Annotated in this window: 18 protein-coding genes; 11 read left to right on the top strand and 7 right to left on the bottom strand. The window is 72.9% G+C overall.

The window, feature by feature from the left end:
* Window positions 1–42: 42 nt before the first annotated feature.
* The gene (locus F8568_RS40985) at window positions 43–1635 is read right to left on the bottom strand and encodes an acyl-CoA carboxylase subunit beta (protein ID WP_151599319.1); all 1593 of its coding nucleotides are present in this window, start codon (window positions 1633–1635) and stop codon (window positions 43–45) included.
* 132 nt (window positions 1636–1767) lie between these two features.
* On the opposite strand from F8568_RS40985, the gene F8568_RS40990 reads away from it, so the two are divergent.
* Window positions 1768–4359: a phosphoenolpyruvate carboxylase gene (locus F8568_RS40990; protein WP_151599351.1), complete on the top strand. Its 2592-nt coding sequence runs from the start codon at window positions 1768–1770 to the stop codon at window positions 4357–4359.
* 54 nt (window positions 4360–4413) lie between these two features.
* Here the strand turns inward: F8568_RS40990 and F8568_RS40995 are convergent, their stop codons facing one another.
* Entirely contained in the window at window positions 4414–5187 is a 774-nt protein-coding gene (locus tag F8568_RS40995) for an enoyl-CoA hydratase/isomerase family protein (protein WP_151599321.1), read from the bottom strand.
* A gap of 123 nt (window positions 5188–5310) precedes the next feature.
* Here F8568_RS40995 and F8568_RS41000 point away from each other — a divergent pair, with 123 nt between their 5' ends.
* Together F8568_RS41000 and F8568_RS41005 are read left to right on the top strand one after the other, a co-directional pair.
* Complete coding sequence (locus tag F8568_RS41000; protein ID WP_328601252.1) at window positions 5311–6174, top strand: biotin--[acetyl-CoA-carboxylase] ligase; 864 nt, start codon at window positions 5311–5313, stop codon at window positions 6172–6174.
* A 193-nt stretch (window positions 6175–6367) separates the two neighbouring features.
* Window positions 6368–7399, top strand: a complete 1032-nt coding sequence (locus F8568_RS41005; RefSeq protein WP_407924513.1) for an adenylate/guanylate cyclase domain-containing protein — start codon at window positions 6368–6370, stop codon at window positions 7397–7399.
* 7 nt (window positions 7400–7406) lie between these two features.
* On the opposite strand, the gene bfr is transcribed toward F8568_RS41005, so the two are convergent.
* Entirely contained in the window at window positions 7407–7904 is a 498-nt protein-coding gene (gene bfr / locus F8568_RS41010; RefSeq protein ID WP_151599353.1) for a bacterioferritin, read from the bottom strand.
* A 91-nt stretch (window positions 7905–7995) separates the two neighbouring features.
* Window positions 7996–8322: a (2Fe-2S)-binding protein gene (locus F8568_RS41015; RefSeq protein WP_151599327.1), complete on the bottom strand. Its 327-nt coding sequence runs from the start codon at window positions 8320–8322 to the stop codon at window positions 7996–7998.
* Window positions 8323–8512: 190 nt separating this feature from the next.
* Here F8568_RS41015 and glgX point away from each other — a divergent pair, with 190 nt between their 5' ends.
* The 5 genes from glgX to F8568_RS41040 all read left to right on the top strand — a co-directional run bounded on the left by glgX (window position 8513) and on the right by F8568_RS41040 (window position 16940).
* Window positions 8513–10669 (top strand): glycogen debranching protein GlgX, encoded by a 2157-nt coding sequence (gene glgX, locus F8568_RS41020; protein WP_151599329.1) that lies wholly within the window; start codon window positions 8513–8515, stop codon window positions 10667–10669.
* Complete coding sequence (gene treY / locus F8568_RS41025; RefSeq protein WP_328601253.1) at window positions 10662–12923, top strand: malto-oligosyltrehalose synthase; 2262 nt, start codon at window positions 10662–10664, stop codon at window positions 12921–12923. Before glgX ends, treY begins: the two co-directional genes overlap by 8 nt.
* Window positions 12920–14713, top strand: a complete 1794-nt coding sequence (treZ, locus tag F8568_RS41030) for a malto-oligosyltrehalose trehalohydrolase (RefSeq protein ID WP_151599331.1) — start codon at window positions 12920–12922, stop codon at window positions 14711–14713. Before treY ends, treZ begins: the two co-directional genes overlap by 4 nt.
* A 176-nt stretch (window positions 14714–14889) precedes the next feature.
* Entirely contained in the window at window positions 14890–15561 is a 672-nt protein-coding gene (locus F8568_RS41035; protein ID WP_019629095.1) for a response regulator transcription factor, read from the top strand.
* Window positions 15562–15662: 101 nt separating this feature from the next.
* On the top strand, window positions 15663–16940 hold the full coding sequence (locus F8568_RS41040) for an ATP-binding protein (protein ID WP_151599333.1): 1278 nt from the start codon (window positions 15663–15665) through the stop codon (window positions 16938–16940).
* A gap of 28 nt (window positions 16941–16968) precedes the next feature.
* Here the strand turns inward: F8568_RS41040 and F8568_RS41045 are convergent, their stop codons facing one another.
* On the bottom strand, window positions 16969–17559 hold the full coding sequence (locus tag F8568_RS41045; protein ID WP_328601254.1) for a GtrA family protein: 591 nt from the start codon (window positions 17557–17559) through the stop codon (window positions 16969–16971).
* A gap of 256 nt (window positions 17560–17815) precedes the next feature.
* Between F8568_RS41045 and F8568_RS41050 the strand changes: the two genes are divergently transcribed.
* Window positions 17816–18994 (top strand): 5-(carboxyamino)imidazole ribonucleotide synthase, encoded by a 1179-nt coding sequence (locus F8568_RS41050; RefSeq protein WP_202125945.1) that lies wholly within the window; start codon window positions 17816–17818, stop codon window positions 18992–18994.
* Window positions 18991–19482: a 5-(carboxyamino)imidazole ribonucleotide mutase gene (purE, locus tag F8568_RS41055; RefSeq protein ID WP_151599339.1), complete on the top strand. Its 492-nt coding sequence runs from the start codon at window positions 18991–18993 to the stop codon at window positions 19480–19482. The genes F8568_RS41050 and purE overlap by 4 nt, the downstream gene beginning before the upstream one ends.
* 24 nt (window positions 19483–19506) lie before the next feature.
* Here the strand turns inward: purE and F8568_RS41060 are convergent, their stop codons facing one another.
* Both F8568_RS41060 and F8568_RS41065 read right to left on the bottom strand, forming a co-directional pair.
* On the bottom strand, window positions 19507–19926 hold the full coding sequence (locus F8568_RS41060) for a CoA-binding protein (protein ID WP_151599341.1): 420 nt from the start codon (window positions 19924–19926) through the stop codon (window positions 19507–19509).
* A gap of 44 nt (window positions 19927–19970) precedes the next feature.
* On the bottom strand, window positions 19971–21305 hold the full coding sequence (locus F8568_RS41065; protein WP_151599343.1) for a UDP-glucose dehydrogenase family protein: 1335 nt from the start codon (window positions 21303–21305) through the stop codon (window positions 19971–19973).
* A 115-nt stretch (window positions 21306–21420) separates the two neighbouring features.
* Between F8568_RS41065 and F8568_RS41070 the strand changes: the two genes are divergently transcribed.
* Window positions 21421–21556: acyl-CoA dehydrogenase family protein (locus F8568_RS41070; protein ID WP_160573941.1), on the top strand; the 136-nt coding region annotated here is incomplete at its 3' end.

Raw genomic sequence — 21556 nt, forward strand, 5'->3', positions numbered from 1 at the left:
GGGGCCGGACGCGGCGGGCGGTCCGGCACCGGCCGGCGTTGATCAGAGCGGGATGTTGCCGTGCTTCTTCGGCGGCAGCGTGGCGCGCTTCTCGCGGAGCGCGCGCAGCGCCTTGACGACCTGCCCGCGGGTCTCCGACGGCTTGATCACCGCGTCGACGTAGCCGCGGTCGGCGGCGACGTACGGGTTGGCGAGGGTGTCCTCGTACTCGGTGATCAGCTCGGCGCGGCGGGTGTCGGGGTCGCCGGCCGCGGCCAGCTCGCGCCGGTACAGGATGTTGACGGCGCCCTGCGCGCCCATGACGGCGATCTGCGCGGTCGGCCACGCGAGGTTGATGTCGGCGCCGAGGTGCTTGGACCCCATGACGTCGTACGCGCCGCCGTACGCCTTCCGGGTGATCACGGTGACCAGCGGGACGGTCGCCTCGGCGTAGGCGTACAGCAGCTTGGCGCCGCGCCGGATGATCCCGTTCCACTCCTGGTCGGTGCCGGGCAGGAAGCCGGGGACGTCCACGAAGGTCAGCACCGGGATGTTGAACGCGTCGCAGGTCCGGACGAACCGGGCGGCCTTCTCGGAGGCGTCGATGTCGAGCGTCCCGGCGAACTGCATCGGCTGGTTCGCGACGACGCCGACCGAGCGGCCCTCGACGCGCCCGAACCCGCAGATGATGTTCGGCGCGAACAGCTCCTGGACCTCGAGGAACTCGCCGTCGTCGAGCACGTGCTCGATCGCGGTGTGCATGTCGTACGGCTGGTTCGGCGAGTCCGGGATGAGGGTGTCGAGGTCCTCGTCCAGCTCGGACGGGTCGACCGGCACGTCGAACGCGGGCGCGTCGGCGAGGTTGTTGGACGGCAGGTACGACAGCAGCGCCTTGACGTACTCGATCGCGTCGTCCTCGTCGGAGCCCTGGTAGTGCGCCACGCCGGACTTGGAGTTGTGCGAGTGCGCCCCGCCGAGCTCCTCCATGGTCACCTCTTCGCCGGTGACCGTCTTGATGACGTCCGGGCCTGTGATGAACATGTGCGAGGTCTGGTCGGCCATGACGATGAAGTCGGTGATCGCGGGCGAGTACACCGCGCCGCCCGCGCACGGCCCGAGGACCAGCGAGATCTGCGGGATGACGCCGGAGGCGTGCACGTTCCGCTTGAAGATCTCCGCGTACAGGCCGAGCGCGACGACGCCCTCCTGGATCCGCGCGCCGCCGGAGTCGTTGATCCCGACCACCGGGCAGCCGGTCTTCAGCGCGTGGTCCATGACCTTGACGATCTTCTCGCCGAACACCTCGCCGAGGGACCCGCCGGAGACGGTGAAGTCCTGGCTGAACACCGCGACCGGCCGGCCGTCGACCGTGCCGTACCCGGTGACGACGCCGTCGCCGTAGGGGCGGTTCTTCTCCATCCCGAAGTTGGTGGACCGGTGCCGCGCCATCTCGTCGAACTCGACGAACGAGCCGGGGTCGAGCAGCGCGTCGATCCGCTCCCGGGCCGTCATCTTGCCCTTGGCATGCTGCTTCTCGACGGCGCGCGCCGAGCCCGCGTGCACCGCCTCGTAGCGGCGCCGTTCCAGGTCCGCGATCTTGCCCGCCGTCGTGTGGATGTCGTACCCGACCGCGGGTTCAGGGGCTTCCATCGCCATGCGGGCCAGGGTAACCGCACGCTGACCCCGGACCCGCGGCCGGGGCCCGCTGACCGGGATGAACTCCGCCGTACCGGGGCTCGTTACGCTGGGCGCGTGGCTACGAAGACGCGAGACATCCTCCGGCAGGACATGCCGGAACCCCTGCGCCGTGACGTCCGCCTCCTCGGCGCGATGCTCGGCGACGGGCTGGTGGAGCACGGCGGCCGGGAGCTGCTGGACGACGTCGAGCGGCTGCGCCACGCGGTGATCGCGGCCCGCCGGGGCGAGACGTCCGCCGACGAGGTCGCGGCGATCGTGGACGGCTGGACGCTGGAGCGCGCCGAGCAGGTCGCGCGCGCGTTCACCGTGTACTTCCACCTGACCAACCTCGCCGAGGAGCACCACCGGATCCGGACGCTCCGCGAGCGCGACACCGGCGGGCCGGTGCCCGGATCCGTGGCCGCGGCGGTCGAGGAGATCCGCACCGCGGGCGGCGACCGGCTCGCCGAGATGATCGACGGGCTGGAGTTCCGGCCGGTCTTCACCGCCCACCCGACCGAGGCCCGCCGCCGCGCCGTCGTCACCGCGATCCAGCGGATCAGCGACCTGCTGACCGCGCTGAACGCCGGGCAGGGCGCGGGCGAGCGGGAGGAGACCGAGCGGCGGCTCCGCGAGGAGATCGACGTGCTGTGGCGGACGGCGCTGCGCCGCGGCACCCAGATGGACCCGCTCGACGAGGTCCGCACCGCGATGGCCGCGTTCGACGAGACGATCTTCCGGGTGGTGCCGCACGTCTACCGGGCCCTCGACCGGGCGCTGGACGGCTCCGGCGCCGGCACCCGGCCGCCGAAGGCGCGCCCGTACCTGCGGTTCGGCAGCTGGATCGGCGGCGACCGGGACGGCAACCCCTACGTCACCGCGCAGGTCACCCGCGACGCGGTCATGATCCAGGCGGACCACGTGCTGCGCGCGCTGGAGACCGCGTGCGCGCGGATCGGCCGGGAGCTGACCGTCCACGAGTCGACGACGCCCGCGTCGGACGCGCTGCGCGGCGCGCTCGCCGCCGCCCGCACCGCGCACCCGTCGCGGCTCGCCGAGGGCGCCAAGCGGTCGCCGGGCGAGCCGCACCGCCAGTTCCTGCTGTACGCGGCGAACCGGATCGCCGCGACCCGCGAGCGCGACGCCGACCTCGCCTACGCGTCCCCGGACGAGCTGCTCGCCGACCTGCGGACCGTCCAGGAGTCGCTGGCCGCCGCCGGGGCCGTCCGGCAGGCCTACGGGCGGGTGCAGCAGCTCATCTGGCAGGTCGAGACGTTCGGGTTCCACCTGGCCGAGCTGGAGATCCGCCAGCACTCCGAGCTGCACGAGAAGGCCCTGGCCGAAGTGCGCGCAGGCGGGGACCGGTCGGAGATGACCGAGGAGATCCTCGAGACGCTCCGCGTCGTCGCGTGGATCCAGAAGCGCTTCGGCGTCCGCGCCTGCCACCGCTACATCGTGTCGTTCACCCGGTCCGCGCAGGACATGGCGAACGTCCACGAGCTGGCCGCCTCCCTCGGCGACGGCGCGCCCGTCCTCGACGTGATCCCGCTGTTCGAGACCGGCGAGGACCTGGAGCGCGCCCCGTCCGTGCTGGACGGGATGCTGGAGATCCCCGCCGTCCGGCGCCGGCTGGACGGCACCGGCCGCCGCATGGAGGTCATGCTCGGCTACTCCGACTCCGCCAAGCAGCTCGGCCCCGCCAGCGCCACCCTGCGCCTGTACGACACGCAGGAGGCGCTCGCCGCATGGGCGGCCCGCAACGACATCACGCTGACGCTGTTCCACGGCCGCGGCGGATCCCTCGGCCGCGGCGGCGGCCCCGCCAACCGGGCGATCCTCGCGCAGGCGCCCGGGTCCGTCGCGGGCCGCTTCAAGGTCACCGAGCAGGGCGAGGTGATCTTCGCCCGGTACGGCCGCACCGAGATCGCCGAGCGGCACGTCGAGCAGGTCACCAGCGCCGTCCTGCTGGCCTCGACCGACGCCGTGCAGGACCGCGCTCGCGAGGCCGCCGCCCGGTTCCGGCCGCTCGCCGACAAGATCGGCGAGGCGGCCGAGGACGCGTTCCGGGCGCTGATCGGGACCGACGGGTTCGCCGCGTGGTTCGCCCGCGTCAGCCCCCTGGAGGAGATCGCCGAGCTGCGCATCGGGTCCCGCCCGGCGCGCCGCAAGGCCGCCCGCGGCCTGGAGGACCTGCGCGCCATCCCCTGGGTGTTCGCGTGGACGCAGACCCGCGTCAACCTGCCCGGCTGGTACGGCCTCGGCAGCGGCCTCGCCGCCGTCTCCGGCGACGGCCGCGACCTCGGCGAGCTCCGCGAGGCCTACGAGGCGTGGCCGCTGTTCAACACCCTGCTCGACAACGCCGAGATGAGCCTCGCCAAGTCCGACCGGGCGATCGCGGAGCGCTACCTCGCCCTCGGCGGGCGCCCCGAGCTGTCCGAGGCCGTCCTCGCCGAGTACGACCGCACCCGGCGGCTCGTCCTCGCGGTCACCGGCCACGAGCGGCTGCTGGAGAACCGCCGCGTCCTGTCCCGCGCCGTCGAGCTGCGCAACCCGTACGTGGACGCGCTCTCCCACCTCCAGCTGCGCGCCCTCACCGCCCTGCGCGCCGGCGACGTCACCGACGAGGAGGAGCGCGACCGCCTCGAAGCGCTGCTCCTGCTGTCGGTCAACGGCGTAGCCGCCGGCCTCCAGAACACCGGCTGACACCGCCTGCGAGACATGAGGGGCCGGCGGCGGGCGTGACCGCCTCTGTGGCGGTCAGGACGGCCAGACGGGCTTGCGCTTGGCGTTGAAGGCGGCGATGCCCTCGCGGCGGTCGGCGGAGAACGCGACGGTCCGCCAGGCGTTGTCCTCCAGGTCCAGGCCCGCTTCCAGGGATACGCCCGCGCCGAGGCGCAGGGCGCGCTTGGCGGCCCGGACGGCGACCGGGGAGTTCCGCGCGATCACCTGAGCGATGCCGAGGGCCTCCTCGCGGGCGGTCCCGGCGGGCACCTTCCGGTCGGCGAGGCCGTACTCCAGGGCCTCGTCGACGCCGAGGCGGCGGCCCGTGAACACCAGGTCGGCGGCCTTGCCGGGGCCGAGCTTGCGCAGCGCCAGCTGCGTCCCGCCACCGCCCGGGACGAGCCCGACGCCCACCTCCGGCAGCCCGAACACCGCGGACTCGTCCGCCACGATCAGGTCGGCGGACAGCGCGAGCTCGCACCCGCCGCCCACCGCGTACCCGCGCACGGCCGCGATCACCGGCTGCGGCAGGTTCAGCACGCCGCCGAACGCGGCGCGGAAGACGGGCCGCTGCGCGAGCAGCTCGTCGTCGCTCATCGAGTTGCGTTCCTTCAGGTCCGCGCCCACGCAGAACGCCTTCTCGCCCGCCGCGCTCAGCACCACGGCGCGCACGGACGTGTCATCGGCGACCTCGCGGCACACCGCCGCCAGCCGCCGCGCCATCGCGGTCGACAGGGCGTTGAGCGCCTCGGGCCGGTCCAGCACGATCTCCGCGACATGCTCGTCGCGCCGCAGCGTCACACCATCCATGTGGAGAACCCTATTCTTACCCCGGTCCGCGGCCCTCGCCCACCCCGCCCTTTCCGCCGGCTCGCGCAGGTGATTCGAGCCGGCGAACGCGGGGACGGTGGGGCGATGGGGTTGGATGGAAACGTGAGTGATTCCGCGTATGGGGACCTTGATCGTCCGCCATTGCACGAGGCGGCGCTGCAGCGTGCGCTCGTCCGAGAGGGCGGGCTGTGGCGGGAGGTGCGGGTCGTGCCGGAGACGGGGTCGACCAACGCCGACCTCGCCGTACGCGCCAAGGAGGGTGCTCCGGAGGGGACCGTGCTCGTCACCGAGCTGCAGACCGCGGGACGCGGGCGGCTCGGCCGGCCGTGGACGGCGCCGCCGCGCTCGGGGCTGATGTTCTCGATGCTGCTGCGGCCGGCCGTGCCGGTGCCGCTGCTCGGCTGGCTGCCGCTGCTGACCGGCGTCGCGGTCGCCACCGCGATCCGCCGGATGACCGCGTTCGCCGAGTCGGGGGAGCGCTTCTTCGGCGGTGCGGACGGCGATGTCGCCGTGGACGCCCGGCTGAAATGGCCCAACGACCTGCTGGTCGGGGACCGCAAGCTCGCCGGGATCCTCGCCGAGAAGGTCGACGGCGCGCTGATCGTGGGCGTCGGCCTCAACGTGGGGCTGCGCACGGAGGAGCTGCCCGTGCCGACCGCGACGTCCCTGGCGATCGAGGGCGCGCCGCTCACCGACCGGGCGCCGCTGCTGCGCGCGATCCTGCGCGAGATGCGGACCTGGTACGGCGAATGGACGATGCTCGGCGGCGACCCGGAGACCAGCGGGCTCCGCACCGCCTACAAGGACCTGTGCACGACGCTCGGCCGCCGCGTCCGGGTGGAGCTGCCGGCGGACGAGACGCTGGAGGGCACCGCGCGCGACGTCGACGGATCGGGCCGCCTCATGGTCGAGGGGCCGCGCGGCGACGTCGCCGTGAGCGCCGGCGACGTGGTCCACGTCCGTTGAGGGGCTGAACCTTGTCGCTTCGCGGCGAGATCGGGGGACCGCGGTGCCGATCCCGGGGCGACGGAGGGTGCACTTTCGGTGAAAGGTGCAGGTGGGTGCGCTGCGTCACGCCGGATCTGCAACGATATGCGGTGGTACCGATCCACGACGCCGGCGGCGGGGTCCCGTCCGCCGGCGGACTGAGGGGCGGATGATGGCGCGCGGACTGCCGGATCCCAGGGAGGTCGAGGAGCTGCTCCTCGGCGGCGAGCTCCGCTACACGCGCGTCGACGCCGTCCGGCTGTCGGGGGTGTCGCGGGAGTTCACCGGGCGGATCTGGCGCGCGTTCGGGTACCCGTCGATGGCGGACGACGCGGTCGCCTACACCGAGGGCGACGTGGCGGCGCTGTGCCGGATCCGGCGGCTCATGGAAGAGGGCGTGCTGGACGAGGACGGCGTGATCCGGCTGATCAGGGCGTTCGGGCAGACGATGACGCGGCTGGCGGAGTGGCAGGTCAGCCTGCTGAAGGAGATGGTCGCCCCGGATCCGAACGACGTGCCGTCCACCGCGGCGGTCGGCACGATCATGGAGATCGCCGACAAGCACATCGGGGAGTTCGAGCCGCTGGTGGTGCACGCGTGGCGGCGGCAGCTGGCCGCGGCGGGCACCCGGGCGATCGCGGCGGCGGCGACCGGGGAGGACGGGGAGCCGGCGGGCCGTCCGGCGGCCACCGTCGGGTTCGCGGACATGGTGTCGTTCACGCAGGTCAGCCGGGAGCTGGAGGAGATCGAGCTGGCCCGGGTGGTGGAGTGGTTCGAGGAGACCGCCGCCGACATCATCGCCGCGTGCGGGGGCCGGCTGGTGAAGACGCTGGGCGACGAGGTGCTGTTCAGCACGGAGTCGCCAACGGTCGGCGCGGAGATCGCCCTGACGATCGCGGCGGCGATCCAGGACGAGACGGAGGTGCCGGACGTGCGGGTCGGGGTGGCGCACGGGCCGGTGCTGCCGCTGATGGGCGATGTGTTCGGCACGACGGTGAACCTGGCGGCGCGGCTGACGGCGCTGGCCCGGCCGGGGTCGGTGGTGATCGACAGCGAGCTGGCGGCGCGGCTGGAGAAGGAGCCGGCGTACCGGATCACCCGGATCGTCCGGCGGCCCGTCCAGGGGCTCGGGATCGTGCAGCCGTTCGTGCTGCGGCGCGCGCGGCGGCCCGAGGACGGGCCGCCGGGCGACGGCGGCCGGTAGGGGCGCCTCACACCGGCTTGCTGATCTCCTCGCCGGGCGCGCCGGTGAGGCGCTGCAGGTAGTTCTGCTCGCCGAGGGCCTGGACGAGGCTGAGTTCGGTCTCCAGGTAGTCGATGTGGTACTCCTCGTCGGCGAGGATCTCCTCGAAGATCCGCGCGGAGGTGACGTCGCCGCGCGAGCGCATCAGCTCGATGCCGGGGCGCAGCCGGGCGACGGCCTCCATCTCGACCTCCAGGTCCGCCTTGAGCTGCTCGACGACGGTCTGGCCGATCCGCAGGGTGCCGAGCTTCTGGTAGTTCGGCAGGCCCTCGAGGAACAGGATCCGGTCGGTGAGCCGCTCGGCGTGCCGCATCTCGTCGATCGACTCGTCGCGGGTGTGCTTCGCGATGCGGGTGAAGCCCCAGTTCTCCTGCATCTTGGCGTGCAGGAAGTACTGGTTGATCGCGGTCAGTTCGCCGGTGAGCTGGTCGTTCAGCAGCGCGATGATGTCCTTGTCGCCTTCCATGGACCTCATGCTCGCACAGTGGGCAGCACCTGCTCGCGCCCGGCGCGCGTTCAGCGGCGCGGGGCGGCGGCGGGGGCTGAGCGGCGGCGGCTCAGGCGGCGGTGGGCGGCGCTGCTCCCCTTTCGGCTCCGGTGGCGGGCGCCGGCGGGACGATCGGGTCCGCGGCGGCGGGGGCGGCCGGGGCGGCACCGCCGCCGGGGACGGCGGTGAGGGGCGCCGGGCCGCCGGTGAGGGCGTCGGCGAGCTCGCTCGCGGTGCGGTACTCGCTGACCATGGCGTGCAGGCGCTTGGTGCAGGAGCCGCAGCCGGGCTTGAAGCCGCAGGCCGCCTTGACCTCCTTGGCGGTGCCGCAGCGGCCGCCGGACAGGCAGCCGTGAACGTCGTCCTCCGTGATCGCGTTGCAGATGCAGACGTACATCCGGTGGCGGACCTTCCCTGCGACTACCCGGTACCAACACGCCTGACCTATGCCTTTAGGGCACCCTTATGAAGGTTAGGCTCCCCTAAGGTAACCGACGCGTGTCCGTTCTGGCCAGTGGTCTCCGAATCGGTGTGATTCAACCCTCACGGGGAAGAGCCCCACCCGGTACGACGGGAGGGCGGGAACAGTGGCACAGGTATGGCCGGGCGATGCGTATCCCCTCGGAGCCCGGTTCGACGGCGCGGGCACGAACTTCGCCGTCTTCTCCGAGGCGGCCGAACGAGTGGAGCTCTGCCTGTTCGACGGGCCGGCGGGCGACGGTGAGGAGACGCGGCTGGCGCTGCCGGAGGTCGACGCGTTCGTGTGGCACGGGTACCTGCCGGGGGTGATGCCCGGCAGGCGGTACGGGTTCCGGGTGCACGGGCCCTACGATCCGGAGCGCGGGCAGCGCTGCAACCCGGCGAAGCTGCTGCTCGACCCGTACGCGCAGGCGATCGAGGGCCGGATCGACTGGGACGAGTCGTGCTTCGGCTACCGGTTCGGCGACCCGTGGTCGCGCAACGACCTGGACTCGGCCGGGCACACGATGCGCTCGGTGGTCGTCAGCCCGTACTTCGACTGGGGCGACGACCGGCCGCCGCGGATCCCCTACCACGAGACGGTGATCTACGAGGCGCACGTCAAGGGCCTCACCGCCTGGCATCCTGACATCCCGCCGGCGCTGCGCGGCACCTACGCCGGCCTCGCCCACCCGGTGATCATCGATCATCTGACGTCGATCGGCGTCACGGCGGTGGAGCTGATGCCGGTGCACCAGTTCGTCCACGACGACGCGCTGATCCAGCGGGGGCTGCGCAACTACTGGGGCTACAACACCATCGGCTTCTTCGCGCCGCACGGCGAGTACTCCTCGTCGGGGGAGCGCGGGGAGCAGGTGCTGGAGTTCAAGGCGATGGTGAAGGCGCTGCACGAGGCGGGCATCGAGGTGATCCTCGACGTGGTCTACAACCACACCGCCGAGGGCAACCACCTCGGGCCGACGCTGTCGTTCCGGGGCATCGACAACGCGCGCTACTACCGGCTCGCCGACGGCGACCAGCGCTACTACACGGACACCACGGGCACCGGGAACAGCCTGCTGATGCGCAGCCCGCACGTGCTGCAGCTGATCATGGACTCGCTGCGGTTCTGGGTGACGGAGATGCACGTGGACGGGTTCCGGTTCGACCTGGCCGCGACGCTGGCCCGCGAGCTGCACGAGGTGGACCGGCTGTCGGCGTTCTTCGACCTCGTCCAGCAGGACCCGGTGGTGTCGCAGGTCAAGCTGATCGCCGAGCCGTGGGACGTGGGGGAGGGCGGCTACCAGGTCGGGAACTTCCCGCCGCTGTGGACGGAGTGGAACGGCAAGTACCGCGACACGGTCCGCGACTACTGGCGCGGGCAGCCCGGCGCGCTGCCCGACTTCGCGTCCCGGCTGACCGGGTCGTCGGACCTGTACGCCGACGACGGCCGCCGCCCGATCGCCTCGATCAACTTCGCGACCTGCCACGACGGGTTCACCCTGCACGACCTGGTGTCCTACGACGGCAAGCACAACGAGGCCAACGGCGAGGGCAACCGGGACGGCAGCGACGACAACCGGTCGTGGAACTGCGGCCACGAGGGCCCGACCGACGACCTCGACATCGTCGCGCTGCGGGAGCGGCAGAAGCGCAACTTCCTGACCACGCTGTTCCTGTCGCAGGGCGTCCCGATGCTCCTGCACGGCGACGAGCTGGGCCGCACCCAGCAGGGCAACAACAACGCCTACTGCCAGGACACCGAGATCTCCTGGGTCGACTGGACGGGCCTGCGCGAGGACACGTTCTTCGACGAGCGCGGGCCGCTGCTCGACTTCGTCCGCAGGCTGTCGAAGCTGCGCACGGAGCATCCGGTGTTCCGGCGCCGCCGCTTCTTCGTCGGGGACCGGACGCCGGCGGCGCGCGGCGCCGAGCCCGACGCGCTGCCGGACCTGGTGTGGTTCACGCCCGGCGGCGAGGAGATGGACGACGGGGACTGGACCGCCGGGTTCAACAAGTCGCTGAACGTGTTCCTGAACGGGGAGGCGATCGGCGAGCCGGACCGGCGGGGCCGGCTGGTGCGCGACGACTCGTTCCTGCTGCTGTTCAGCGCGCACGACGGGGAGCTGCCGTTCGCGCTGCCGCCCGCCGCGTACGGGCAGATGTGGATCAAGGTGCTGGACACCGCCGATCCGCTGCTCGCCGAGGAGGAGTCGCCGGTCGTGAAGGCCGGGGAGTCCGTGCCGGTCGCCGCCCGCTCCGTCCAGGTGCTGCGCCGTGTCTGACATCCCTCCCCCCGATCGCAGTGACCTTCCCCCCGAGCACACCGACCCCCCGTCCGGCACCTACCGGCTCCAGCTCCGCGGCACGCCCGACGACCGCTTCGGGTTCGCCGAGGCCGCCGCGCTGGCCCCCTACCTGTCGGCCCTCGGCGTGTCGCACGTGTACCTGTCGCCGATCCTGCGGGCCGCGCCGGGGTCGACGCACGGCTACGACGTGGTCGACCACTCCAGGCTGTCGGACGAGCTGGGCGGCGGCGAGGCGTTCGGCGCGATGGCGGAGCGGTTCCGCGCCCACGGGCTGCGGGTGCTGGTCGACCTCGTCCCCAACCACATGGCCGTCCCGGACCCGCCGGACCTGAACCTTCCGCTCGACGCCGTCCTGGCGCAGGGGCCCTCGTCGCCGTACGCGAAGTGGTTCGACGTGGACTGGGACGCGGGCGGCGGGCGGATCGTCCTGCCCGGTCAAGGCGAGCCGAACTACCGCCGGTTCTTCGACATCTCCGGGCTGATCGGGCTGCGGCAGGAGGACCCGGAGGTCTTCGAGCGCACGCACGCGCTCCTGCTCGGCCTGGTCGGGCAGGGCCTGGTGGACGGCCTGCGCGTCGACCATCCGGACGGCCTGGCGGACCCGCGCGGCTACCTGCGCCGCCTGGCGGGCGCCGCGCCGGGCCGCTGGCTGCTCGTCGAGAAGATCACCGAAGGGGCGGAGCGGCTGCCCGCCGACTGGCCGTGCGCGGGCACGACCGGCTACGACTCGCTCGGGATGGTCGGCGGCCTGTTTGTCGACCCGGCCGGGGAGAAGCCGCTCACCGACCTCTACACCGCGCTGACGGGCGGCCCCGCGGACTTCGGGACGGTCGAGCACGACGCGCGCCTGCACTCCGCGACGCACGGCATGAAGCCGGAGATGGACCGGCTGATGCGCGTCCTCGGCCGCATCGTGGGGAAGCGGGACGCGGGCTTGGAGCAGGCGTTGCAGGCGCTCCTTGTGGCGATGCCGGTGTACCGCGCCTACGTCGTCCCGGGCGAGGACGCGCCGCCGCAGGCCGTGGACGTCCTCAACGAGGCCGCGCAGAGAGCGCGCGGGCACCTGCCCGAGAACCTGCATCCGGCCCTGGACACGGTCGTGGACATGGCCCTCGGACGAGGCGAGAACCCCGATCCCGAGTTCATCGTCCGGTTCCAGCAGACGGCCGCGCCGCTCGCCGCCAAAGGCGTGGAGGACACGGCCTTCTACCGCTGGAACCGTATGGCCGCCCTCAACGAGGTGGGCGGCGACCCTGGACGCTTCTCCGTGAGCCCGGCCGACTTCCATGCGCACTGCCTCCGGCTCGCGCGTGACTGGCCGTCCACCATGACGACGCTGTCCACGCACGACACCAAACGCCAGGAGGACGTGCGCGCGCGCCTGGCCGTCCTGTCCGAACTGCCGGAGGAGTGGGCCGACGCGGTCCACCGCTGGCGTTCCTGGTGGGGGCCTGCCGAGTCGCCGATGGAACCGGACTTGGAGTACCTGCTCTGGCAGACGCTCGCCGGCGCCTGGCCGATCACCCCTGACCGCATGGAGGAGTTCCTCGTCAAGGCGATGCGCGAGGCCAAGACCCGGACGTCGTGGGCCGAGCCGGACACCGCCTACGAGAACGCCGCCCTCGGGTACGCGCGCCGCGTCCTGCAGGACCCCGACCTCGTCACCGACCTGACCGGGTTCGTGGCGCGGCTCGACCCGTACGCGCGGGTGAACGGGCTCGGGCAGAAGCTCGTCCAGCTCGCGATGCCGGGCGTCCCCGACGTCTACCAGGGCTGCGAGCTGACCGGCCTCGCCCTCGTCGACCCCGACAACCGGCGGCCGGTGGACTACGGGCGGCGCCGCGAGCGGCTGCACCGGCTCGACACCGGCCGCACGCCCAAGGACGTCGACGACGAGAAGCTCCTGGTCACGGCGCGGACGCTGCGGCTGCGCCGCACCCATCCGCAGTGGTTCGGGCCGTCCGCGGCCTACGAGCCGGTCGCGGCGGAGGGGCCCGCCGCCGACCACGTCGTCGCGTTCCGGCGGGGCGGCGCGGTCGCGCTCGCCACCCGGCTGCCCGCCGGCCTGGAGCGCCGCGGCGGCTGGGCCGGGACGGAGGTGGACGTCGGCCGGCAGGGCCGGCGGGACGTCCTCACCGGCGCCACGCACTGGGGCCCGCGCCTGGACGCCGCCGAGGTGTTCGCGCACCTGCCCGTCGCGCTGATCGTCCCCCGGGAGATCGACAGGTGAACGAGCGGTTCGAGGTCTGGGCTCCCACGGCCCGGCGGGTCGACGTCGTCGTCGGCGGGGAGCGCCTGCCCATGGCGGCGGCGGAGGGCCGTTCCGGCTGGTGGACGGCCGATGTGCCGGGCGCCGGGCACGGCACCGACTACGGTTTCGCGCTGGACGGCGCCGCCGACCCCCTGCCCGATCCGCGCTCCCCGTGGCAGCCGTCCGGCGTGCACGCGCTCAGCCGCGTGTACGAGCACGACAGGTTCGCTTGGACGGACGCGCGATGGCACGGGCGCCCGCTGCCGGGCAGCGTCCTGTACGAGATGCACGTCGGCACGTTCACGCCGGAAGGGACGTTCGACGCCGCGATCGAACGCCTCGACCATCTCGTCGCGCTGGGAATCGACGCCGTCGAACTCCTGCCGGTCGCGTCCTTTCCGGGCCACCACGGATGGGGATACGACGGCGCTCTCCTGTGGGCGCCCCACGAGCCCTATGGCGGTCCCGATGCGCTGAAGCGTTTCGTGGACGCCGCCCATGCGCGCGGTCTCGCGGTCGTGCTGGACGTCGTCTACAACCATCTCGGGCCCGACGGAAACCATCTCGGCGACTACGGCCCCTATTTCACCAGCGCCCACAGCACACCTTGGGGCGACGCGGTCAACTTCGACCAGGAAGGCTCGGACGAGGTCCGTGCGTTCGCCATAGAGAACGCGCTGATGTGGCTGCGCGACTACCACTTCGACGGGCTCCGCCTGGACGCCGTCCATGCCATCACCGACCACAGCGCCGTCCACATACTGGAAGAGATGGCGCAGGCCGTGTCCGCCCTGTCCGCGCAGTTGGGACGGCATCTGTTCCTCATAGCGGAATCCGACCTGAACGATCCGCGGCTCGTCACGTCGAGGGAGGCGGGCGGATACGGGCTCGACGCGCAATGGAGCGACGACTTCCACCACTGCCTGCACGCCGCGCTGACCGGGGAACGCCAGGGTTATTACTGCGACTTCGGTTCCATGGAAACCCTCAAGAAAGCACTGACGAGGGTGTTCGTCCACGACGGGACGATGTCGACGTACCGGGGGCGCAGGCACGGCCGTCCCGTGGACGTGGAAAAGCTGCCCGCCCACCGGTTCCTCGGTTTCCTGCAGAACCACGACCAGGTCGGTAACAGGGGCGCGGGGGACCGTATAGGCGCCGTCCTGGCCGGGGCCGGACTCTCCCCGGGGCTGCTCAAGGTCGGCGCGGCGCTGCTCATCCTGGCCCCGTTCACGCCGATGCTCTTCATGGGCGAGGAATGGGGCGCCTCCACGCCCTGGTGCTATTTCACCGACCACCAGGACCCGGAACTGGCACGGGCCGTGAGCCAGGGGCGGCGCAGGGAGTTCTCCCGGCACGGCTGGACGGGTGAGGTCCCCGATCCACAGGCCGTGGAAACCTTCCGGCGATCCGTCCTCGACTGGGCCGAGCCCGCCGCGGAACCGCACGCCGGCCTGCTGGAGTGGCACCGGTCCCTGATCGCGCTGCGCCGCGCCCGGCCGGAGCTGAACGACCCGCGCCTGACCGCGGCGTCCGTCGAGACCGGCGACGGCGGCACCGCGACCGGCCGCTGGCTGACCATGCGGCGCGGCGGCCTGCTCGTCGCGGCGAACCTCGGCGGCGAGGCCGTCCGGCTCCCGCTGCCCGGCGCCGGGGCCCGGCTGCTGCTCGCATCAGATCCGGCGATCCGGATGGAAACCGGCTTCAACGGCGATTCCAAAACCCCGGTCGTGGTGCTGCCCGGCGCGTCGGCCGCCGCCGCCGGATGACCGCCCGCGGCGGCGCGCCGACCGCCCGGCGCGCAACGGCCCGAGGCGCGATGTCCGCCTGGCTCCCGGTACCGCCCGGAAGATGGGTGTTCGAGGATGTACTACGAGTGGCAAACCGCAGGTCAAGAGCGCGGCGGCACCCGGGAAACGTTCAAGAATGGTCATACGATCGGTTCATGACCTCAGTACTGCTCGCCGAGGACGACACGTCCATCTCCGAGCCTCTCGCCCGCGCGCTGCGTCGCGAGGGGTACACCGTCGAAGTCAGCCCGGACGGTCCGCAGGCGCTCGAGCGGGCGCTCGGCGGCGGCGTTGATCTCATCGTCCTCGACCTGGGCCTGCCCGAGCTGGACGGCCTGGAGGTCGCCCGCCGGGTCCGTGCCGAGGGGCATGGAGTGCCCATCCTGATCCTGACCGCCCGGGCCGACGAGGTCGACACCGTCGTCGGCCTCGACGCGGGCGCCGACGACTACGTCACCAAGCCGTTCCGCCTGGCCGAGCTGCTGGCCCGGGTCCGCGCGCTGCTGCGCCGCGGCAGCACCGAGACCCCGATCGTCCAGGGGGTGCGGATCGACGCCGAGTCGCGCCGCGCCTGGATGGGCGACCAGGAGCTGCAGCTCACCACCAAGGAGTTCGACCTGCTGCGCGTCCTGGTCCGGGACGCGGGCAAGGTCGTCACCCGCGAACAGATCATGCGCGAGGTGTGGGACACCAACTGGTGGGGTTCCACGAAGACCCTCGACATGCACATCTCCTGGCTGCGCCGCAAGCTCGGCGACGACGCCGGCAGCCCCCGCTACATCACCACGGTGCGGGGCGTCGGCTTCCGGTTCGAGCGCGGCGACTGACAGGCCTTCAACCGGCCGCCACGGCCGCGCGGTCAGCCCCCGGGCCTTCCCGAGAGGCCGGGGGCGCCCCGCCGGGCGTGGCCCCACCATAAGGAGCCCAGATGAGGCGCCGACTCCTCCTGTCGACGCTCGCGGTGGCGGTGGTCGCGATCCTGTTGCTCGGCCTACCCCTCGCCTACGCCGCCCACAAGCTCATCTACGAGGAGGCCGGGCAGTCCCTCGACCGGGAGGCGTCCGCCATCGCCGGCGGCGTCGCCTACACCCTCGAATCGCGCCGGCCCGTCACCGGCGCCGCGATCGCGCGGGAGTACCCCGGCCGGCATATCGCGGTGACCCTGCCGGGCGGCGGCGCCGTCGAGGCGGGCCCCCGCCCCCGGCCGGGCGAGCGGCAGCTCACCGCCACCGCGTCCGGGCAGGGCGTGCGGGTCCGGCTGTCGCGCCCCGCCGCCCAGCTGAAGGACCAGGAGCTGCGGCTGCTGCTGTTCATCGGCAGCCTCGCGCTGCTCGGCGTCGCCGTCACCGTCGGCCTCGCGATGGTCCAGGCCCGCAAGCTGACGCTGCCGCTGCGCGACCTCGCCGAGACCGCCGACCGGCTCGGCACCGGCAACGCCCGGCCCCGCCGCCGCCGCTACGGCATCCCGGAGGTCGACCGGGTCGCCGAGGTGCTGGACCGCAGCGCGGTCCGCATCGCCGACCTGCTCGCCGCGAGCCGCGAGTTCGCCTCCGACGCCTCCCACCAGCTGCGCACCCCGCTGACCGCGCTGTCGATGCGGCTGGAGGAGATGATCGAGGCGGCCGACTACCCCGACGTCGTCCGGGAGGAGGGCGCCGCGGCCGTCGCGCAGACCGAGCGGCTCGTCGCCGTCGTCGAGCAGCTGCTCGCCCGCGCCCGGCACGACCGCACCGGCGGCGCCGTCGCGTCCCCGATCGACGAGATCATCCGCCAGCAGGTGGAGGAGTGGCGGCCGATCTTCCGGCGGGACGGCCGGGACGTGCGGATCGTCGGCGAGCAGGGCCTGGTCGGCATGACCAACCCGGAGGGGCTGTCGCAGATCGTCGCGACGCTGCTGGACAACTCGCTGATGCACGGCGCCGGGACCGTCACCATCCACACCAAGCCGGGCGCCAGCTCGGTGGTGGTGGAGGTCGGCGACGAGGGCGCCGGGATCCCGCCGGAGCTGGAGCCGCGGATCTTCGAGCGGAGCGTCAGCGGCGGCCGCGGCACCGGCCTCGGCCTCTACCTGGCCCGCTCGCTGGCCGTGGTGGACGGCGGGCGGCTGGAGCTGCTCCAGTCGCGCCCGGCGGTGTTCGGGGTGTTCCTGCGCGAGGCGGCGGAGGCCAGGCTGGCCGGGGAACGCGTCGTCCTCGGGCCCGCCTAGAGGGGCCGCGTTGGGAGAGCGCGCGAGGTCAGGAGAACTGGGCGTAGTCGCCGGCGGCGTCCTGGTCGAGCGGGTGCCCGAGCCGCCCGGACGAGCCGTTGTGTCCGTTGTGCATGGCGCGCGCGCTGGTCGCGGCGTGCACCCCGGGCCCCTCGGGCAGCCCGGACGCCGGGTCGACCGGCGGGGCGCTCGCGGGCAGGAACACCCACTTCTTGTACGACCAGAACCGGAACAGCGTGGCGACGCCGGTGCCGATCACCAGCGAGATGTTGTACGCGATCGGGCCCGTCAGCCCCAGCACGTAGTGGGTGAACCCGATGAACATCTCGGTGATCACCAGGCCGACGCCGTTCAGCGCGAAGAACAGCACGTACTCGCGGCCGAGCCCGGTCCGGTCGCGGTGCCGGAACGTCCAGTACCGGTTGGCGAGGTAGGCGAAGGTCGTCGCGACGATCGTGGCGACGCCGTTGGAGGTCAGCGGGCCCATGCCGAGGCCGCTGTTCATCCCGTTGCCGATGCCGACCGTGATCACGAAGGCGATCGCGCCCACGCTGCCGAACTGGGCGAGCTCGCGCAGCAGATGCGCGAAACGCCGGTTGAGAGTGGCGACCAGGTTCACGAAGGGAACCGTCCTTCCGGACCTCGGCTGGTGGTACCGCGGCCGTTGGCGCGGCGGCTGCTGCGGAGCACAACGAGGATAGACGCCCCCGGCCCCCGCGACGTCGGAACATGAACGTTCCGGGCCGTCCCCGCGTTCCCTGCCCCGCGCCCAGAGGTCCACACACCGTCCGACGTCCGGAACGGGGGAATTGTTCGTGTCCATCGGCCGATAGCCTTCTGACGTGAGCACTCCACCTCAGACACCCGTCGTCGGCATGGCGGGCGGCGGGCAGCTGGCCCGGATGACCCAGCAGGCCGCGATCGCGCTCGGCGTGCCGCTGCGGGTCCTCGCCGGGTCGCCGGGCGAGTCGGCGGCGAAGGTCGTCCCGGACGCCCGGGTCGGCGACGACCGCGCCCTCGACGACCTGATGGCGTTCGCCAAGGGATGCGACGTGGTGACCTTCGACCACGAGCACGTCCCCGGCCCGCACATCCGCGAGGTCGAGGCGTCCGGGGTGCCGTGCCGGCCGGGCGCGGCGGCCCTCGCACACGCTCAGGACAAGCTGGTCATGCGGGACCGGCTGGCGGCGCTCGGCGTGCCCTGCCCCGCCTACGCGCCGCTGCCCGCGTCCGACCCGCTGCCCGCGCTGGAGGCGTTCGGGCGGGAGCACGGCTGGCCGGTGGTCCTGAAGGCGACCCGCGGCGGCTACGACGGCAAGGGGGTGTGGGTCGCCGGGGGCCCCGGCGCCGGGACCGCCGAGCTGGTCCGGCGGCTGATCGGCGAGGGCGTCGACCTGATGGCGGAACAGCACGTTCCGTTCCGGCGGGAGCTGGCGGCGCTCGTCGCCCGCTCCCCGTACGGGCAGGGCGCCGCGTACCCGATCGTCGAGACCGTCCAGAAGGACGGCATCTGCGTCGAGGTGATCTCCCCGGCGCCCGGGTTGCCCGAGGACCTGGCCGCCGAGGCGCAGAGCCTCGCGCTGCGGATCGCCGACGAGCTGGGCGTCACCGGGCTGCTCGCGGTCGAGATGTTCGAGACCGAAGCGTCCGGGCCCGGGCGGCGGGGCGGCGGCCACGGCCTGCTGGTGAACGAGCTGGCGATGCGCCCGCACAACTCCGGGCACTGGACGATCGAGGGCGCCCGCACGTCCCAGTTCGAGCAGCACCTGCGGGCCGTGCTGGACCTGCCGCTCGGCTCCACCGAGCCCATCGCCCCCTACACGGTGATGGCGAACGTGCTCGGCGGCGACGACCCGGACGTCTACTCCCGCTACTTCCACGTGATGGCGCACGACCCGGGCGTCAAGGTCCACATGTACGGCAAGGAGTCCCGGCCCGGACGCAAGATCGGGCATGTGACGGTGCTCGGCGACGACCTGGCCGACCTGCGGGAACGCGCCCGGCATGCGGCCGATTACCTGCGTTGGGGTAAGGCCATGAAGGAGCACACATGAGCCCGCTGGTGGGCGTGGTGATGGGCAGCGACTCGGACTGGCCGGTCATGAAGGCCGCGGGCGAGGCGCTGGAGGAGTTCGGCGTCCCCTACGAGGCCGACGTCGTGTCCGCGCACCGGATGCCGCACGACATGATCGCCTACGGCGAGCAGGCCGCCGCCCGCGGGCTCCGCGCGATCATCGCGGGCGCGGGCGGCGCCGCGCACCTGCCCGGCATGCTCGCGTCGGTGACGCCGCTGCCGGTGATCGGCGTGCCCGTGCCGCTGAAGTACCTCGACGGCATGGACTCGCTGCTGTCGATCGTGCAGATGCCCGCCGGGGTCCCGGTCGCCACGGTCGCGGTCGGCGCCGCCCGCAACGCCGGGCTGCTGGCCGTCCGCATCCTCGCCGCGTCCGACGAGGGCCTCCAGGCGAAGATGAAGGACTTTCAGCGTTCGCTGTACGACCAGGCCAAGGCCAAGGGCGAGCGGCTCCGAGAAAGCCTCTGAGCCAGGGCGGCCCGCCGGTGCGGCTCAGTGGCGGCGGCTCCACTCCACGGCGGGGCAGCGGTCCATGACCACGTCGAGCCCGGCGTCCTTCGCGCGCCGGGCCGCCGCCTCGTCGACCACGTCGAGGGGCATCCACACGGCCTTCGCGCCCGCCGCGATCGCCTCGTCCACGACCGCTCCCGCGTGCTCGGCGCGCCGGTAGACGCCCACGACGTCCACGTCGGAGGCGTCCGGCACGTCCGCCAGAGACGCGTACCCCGGCTCGCCCAGCACGGTGTTCCCGGACGGATGCACCGGGATGATCCGCTTCCCGCGGCGCTGGAGCAGCCGCGCCTGGTTGTAGACCTCCCGGACCGGATTGTCGCCGAGGCCCACGAACGCCCACGTCCGGGACTCGCTGAGCAGCCGGCTGATCACGTCCGGGTCGGCGTAGACATCACCCATGCCCGGCACAACACCCCCGGCGGCTCGATCGTTCCCGTCCCGGCTCAGGGGCGGCCGAGGGCCCGGTAGTTCCAGCCGGCGGCGCGCCAGCGCTCCGGGTCCAGGGCGTTGCGGCCGTCCACGATGTTGCGCTCCGCGACCGCCGCGGACACCTCGACCGGGTCCATGTCGCGGAACTCCCGCCACTCGGTGAGCAGCAGCACCGCGTGCGCGTCCCGGACCGCGCCCAGCGCCGACGACGCGAAGTCCAGCGACGGCTGGGCGCGGCGGGCGTTCTCCATCGCGCGCGGGTCGTAGACGGTCACCCGGCCGCCCTGCGCACGGATCGACGCCGCGACGTCCAGCGCGGGCGAGTCGCGGACGTCGTCGGAGTCCGGCTTGAACGCCGCGCCGAGCACCCCGACCGTCCGGCCGGCGAACGAGCCGCCGAGCAGCCGCCGGGCGAGGTCCACCATCCGGATCCGCCGCCGGATGTTGATCTCGTCGACCTCGCGCAGGAACGTCAGCGCCTGGTCGGCGCCCAGCTCCCCGGCCCGCGCCATGAACGCGCGGATGTCCTTGGGCAGGCAGCCGCCGCCGAACCCGAGCCCGGGGCCGAGGAACCGGCCGCCGATCCGGTCGTCGTGCGACAGCGCCTCCGACAGCTTGGTCACGTCCGCGTGCGCGGCCTCGCAGACCTCCGCCATCGCGTTGATGAACGAGATCTTGGTGGCCAGGAACGCGTTCGCCGCCACCTTGACCAGCTCCGCGGTCGGGTAGTCGGCGGTGATGAACGGCGTGCCGGCGGCGATCATCGTCCGGTAGATCTCGCGCAGCACCTTCTCGGCGTGCTCGGCGGCGCCCTGCTCGCCGGGCAGCCCGGCGACGATCCGGTCCGGGTGCAGGGTGTCCTCGACGGCGAACCCCTCGCGCAGGAACTCGGGGTTCCAGGCCAGGACGGCGTCGCCGCCCACGGGCGCCGACTCCGCGACCGTCCCGGCCAGCCGCGCCGCCGTCCCGACCGGCACCGTGGACTTGCCGACGATCAGGCAGGGCCGGTGCAGCAGGGGCGCGAGCGCGCCGACCGCCGCGTCGACATAGGTGAGGTCGGCGGCGTACTCGCCCGTCTTCTGCGGGGTTCCGACGCACAGGAAGTGGACGTCGCCGAACTCGGCGGCCTCCTCGTAGGACGTGGTGAACCGCAGCCGTCCGCTGTCCAGGCCGCGGCGCAGCACCGGTTCCAGCCCGGGTTCGTAGAACGGCAGATCGCCGTCGGCGAGCCGGGCGATCTTGTCCTTGTCGGCGTCCAGGCCGAGCACCTCGAAGCCCAGGTCGGCCATGCAGGCCGCGTGGGTGGCGCCGAGGTAACCGGTTCCGATGACCGTCAGCCGCTGGGTCAAGGCGGGCTCCTTCCGGTTCGCTGCCACCGCCGTCCGCCCTAGTCAACCTTCCCCGAAGAGCTGTCCGGTACCGGCGGCGGCGCAGCGGAGTCTACTGGCCGGTAGCATCTGCGGCATGAGCCATGACTTTCCCGCGTACGCGCCGTCGGAGGAGCACGAGTTGCTGCGGGCGACGGTGCGTGAGCTGGCGGATGCCAAGATCGCGCCGTTCGCGGCGGAGGTGGACGAGGAGTCGCGCTTCCCCCAGGAGG

It is taken from the genome of Actinomadura physcomitrii (assembly GCF_008923205.2).
Lineage (GTDB): Bacteria > Actinomycetota > Actinomycetes > Streptosporangiales > Streptosporangiaceae > Spirillospora > Spirillospora physcomitrii.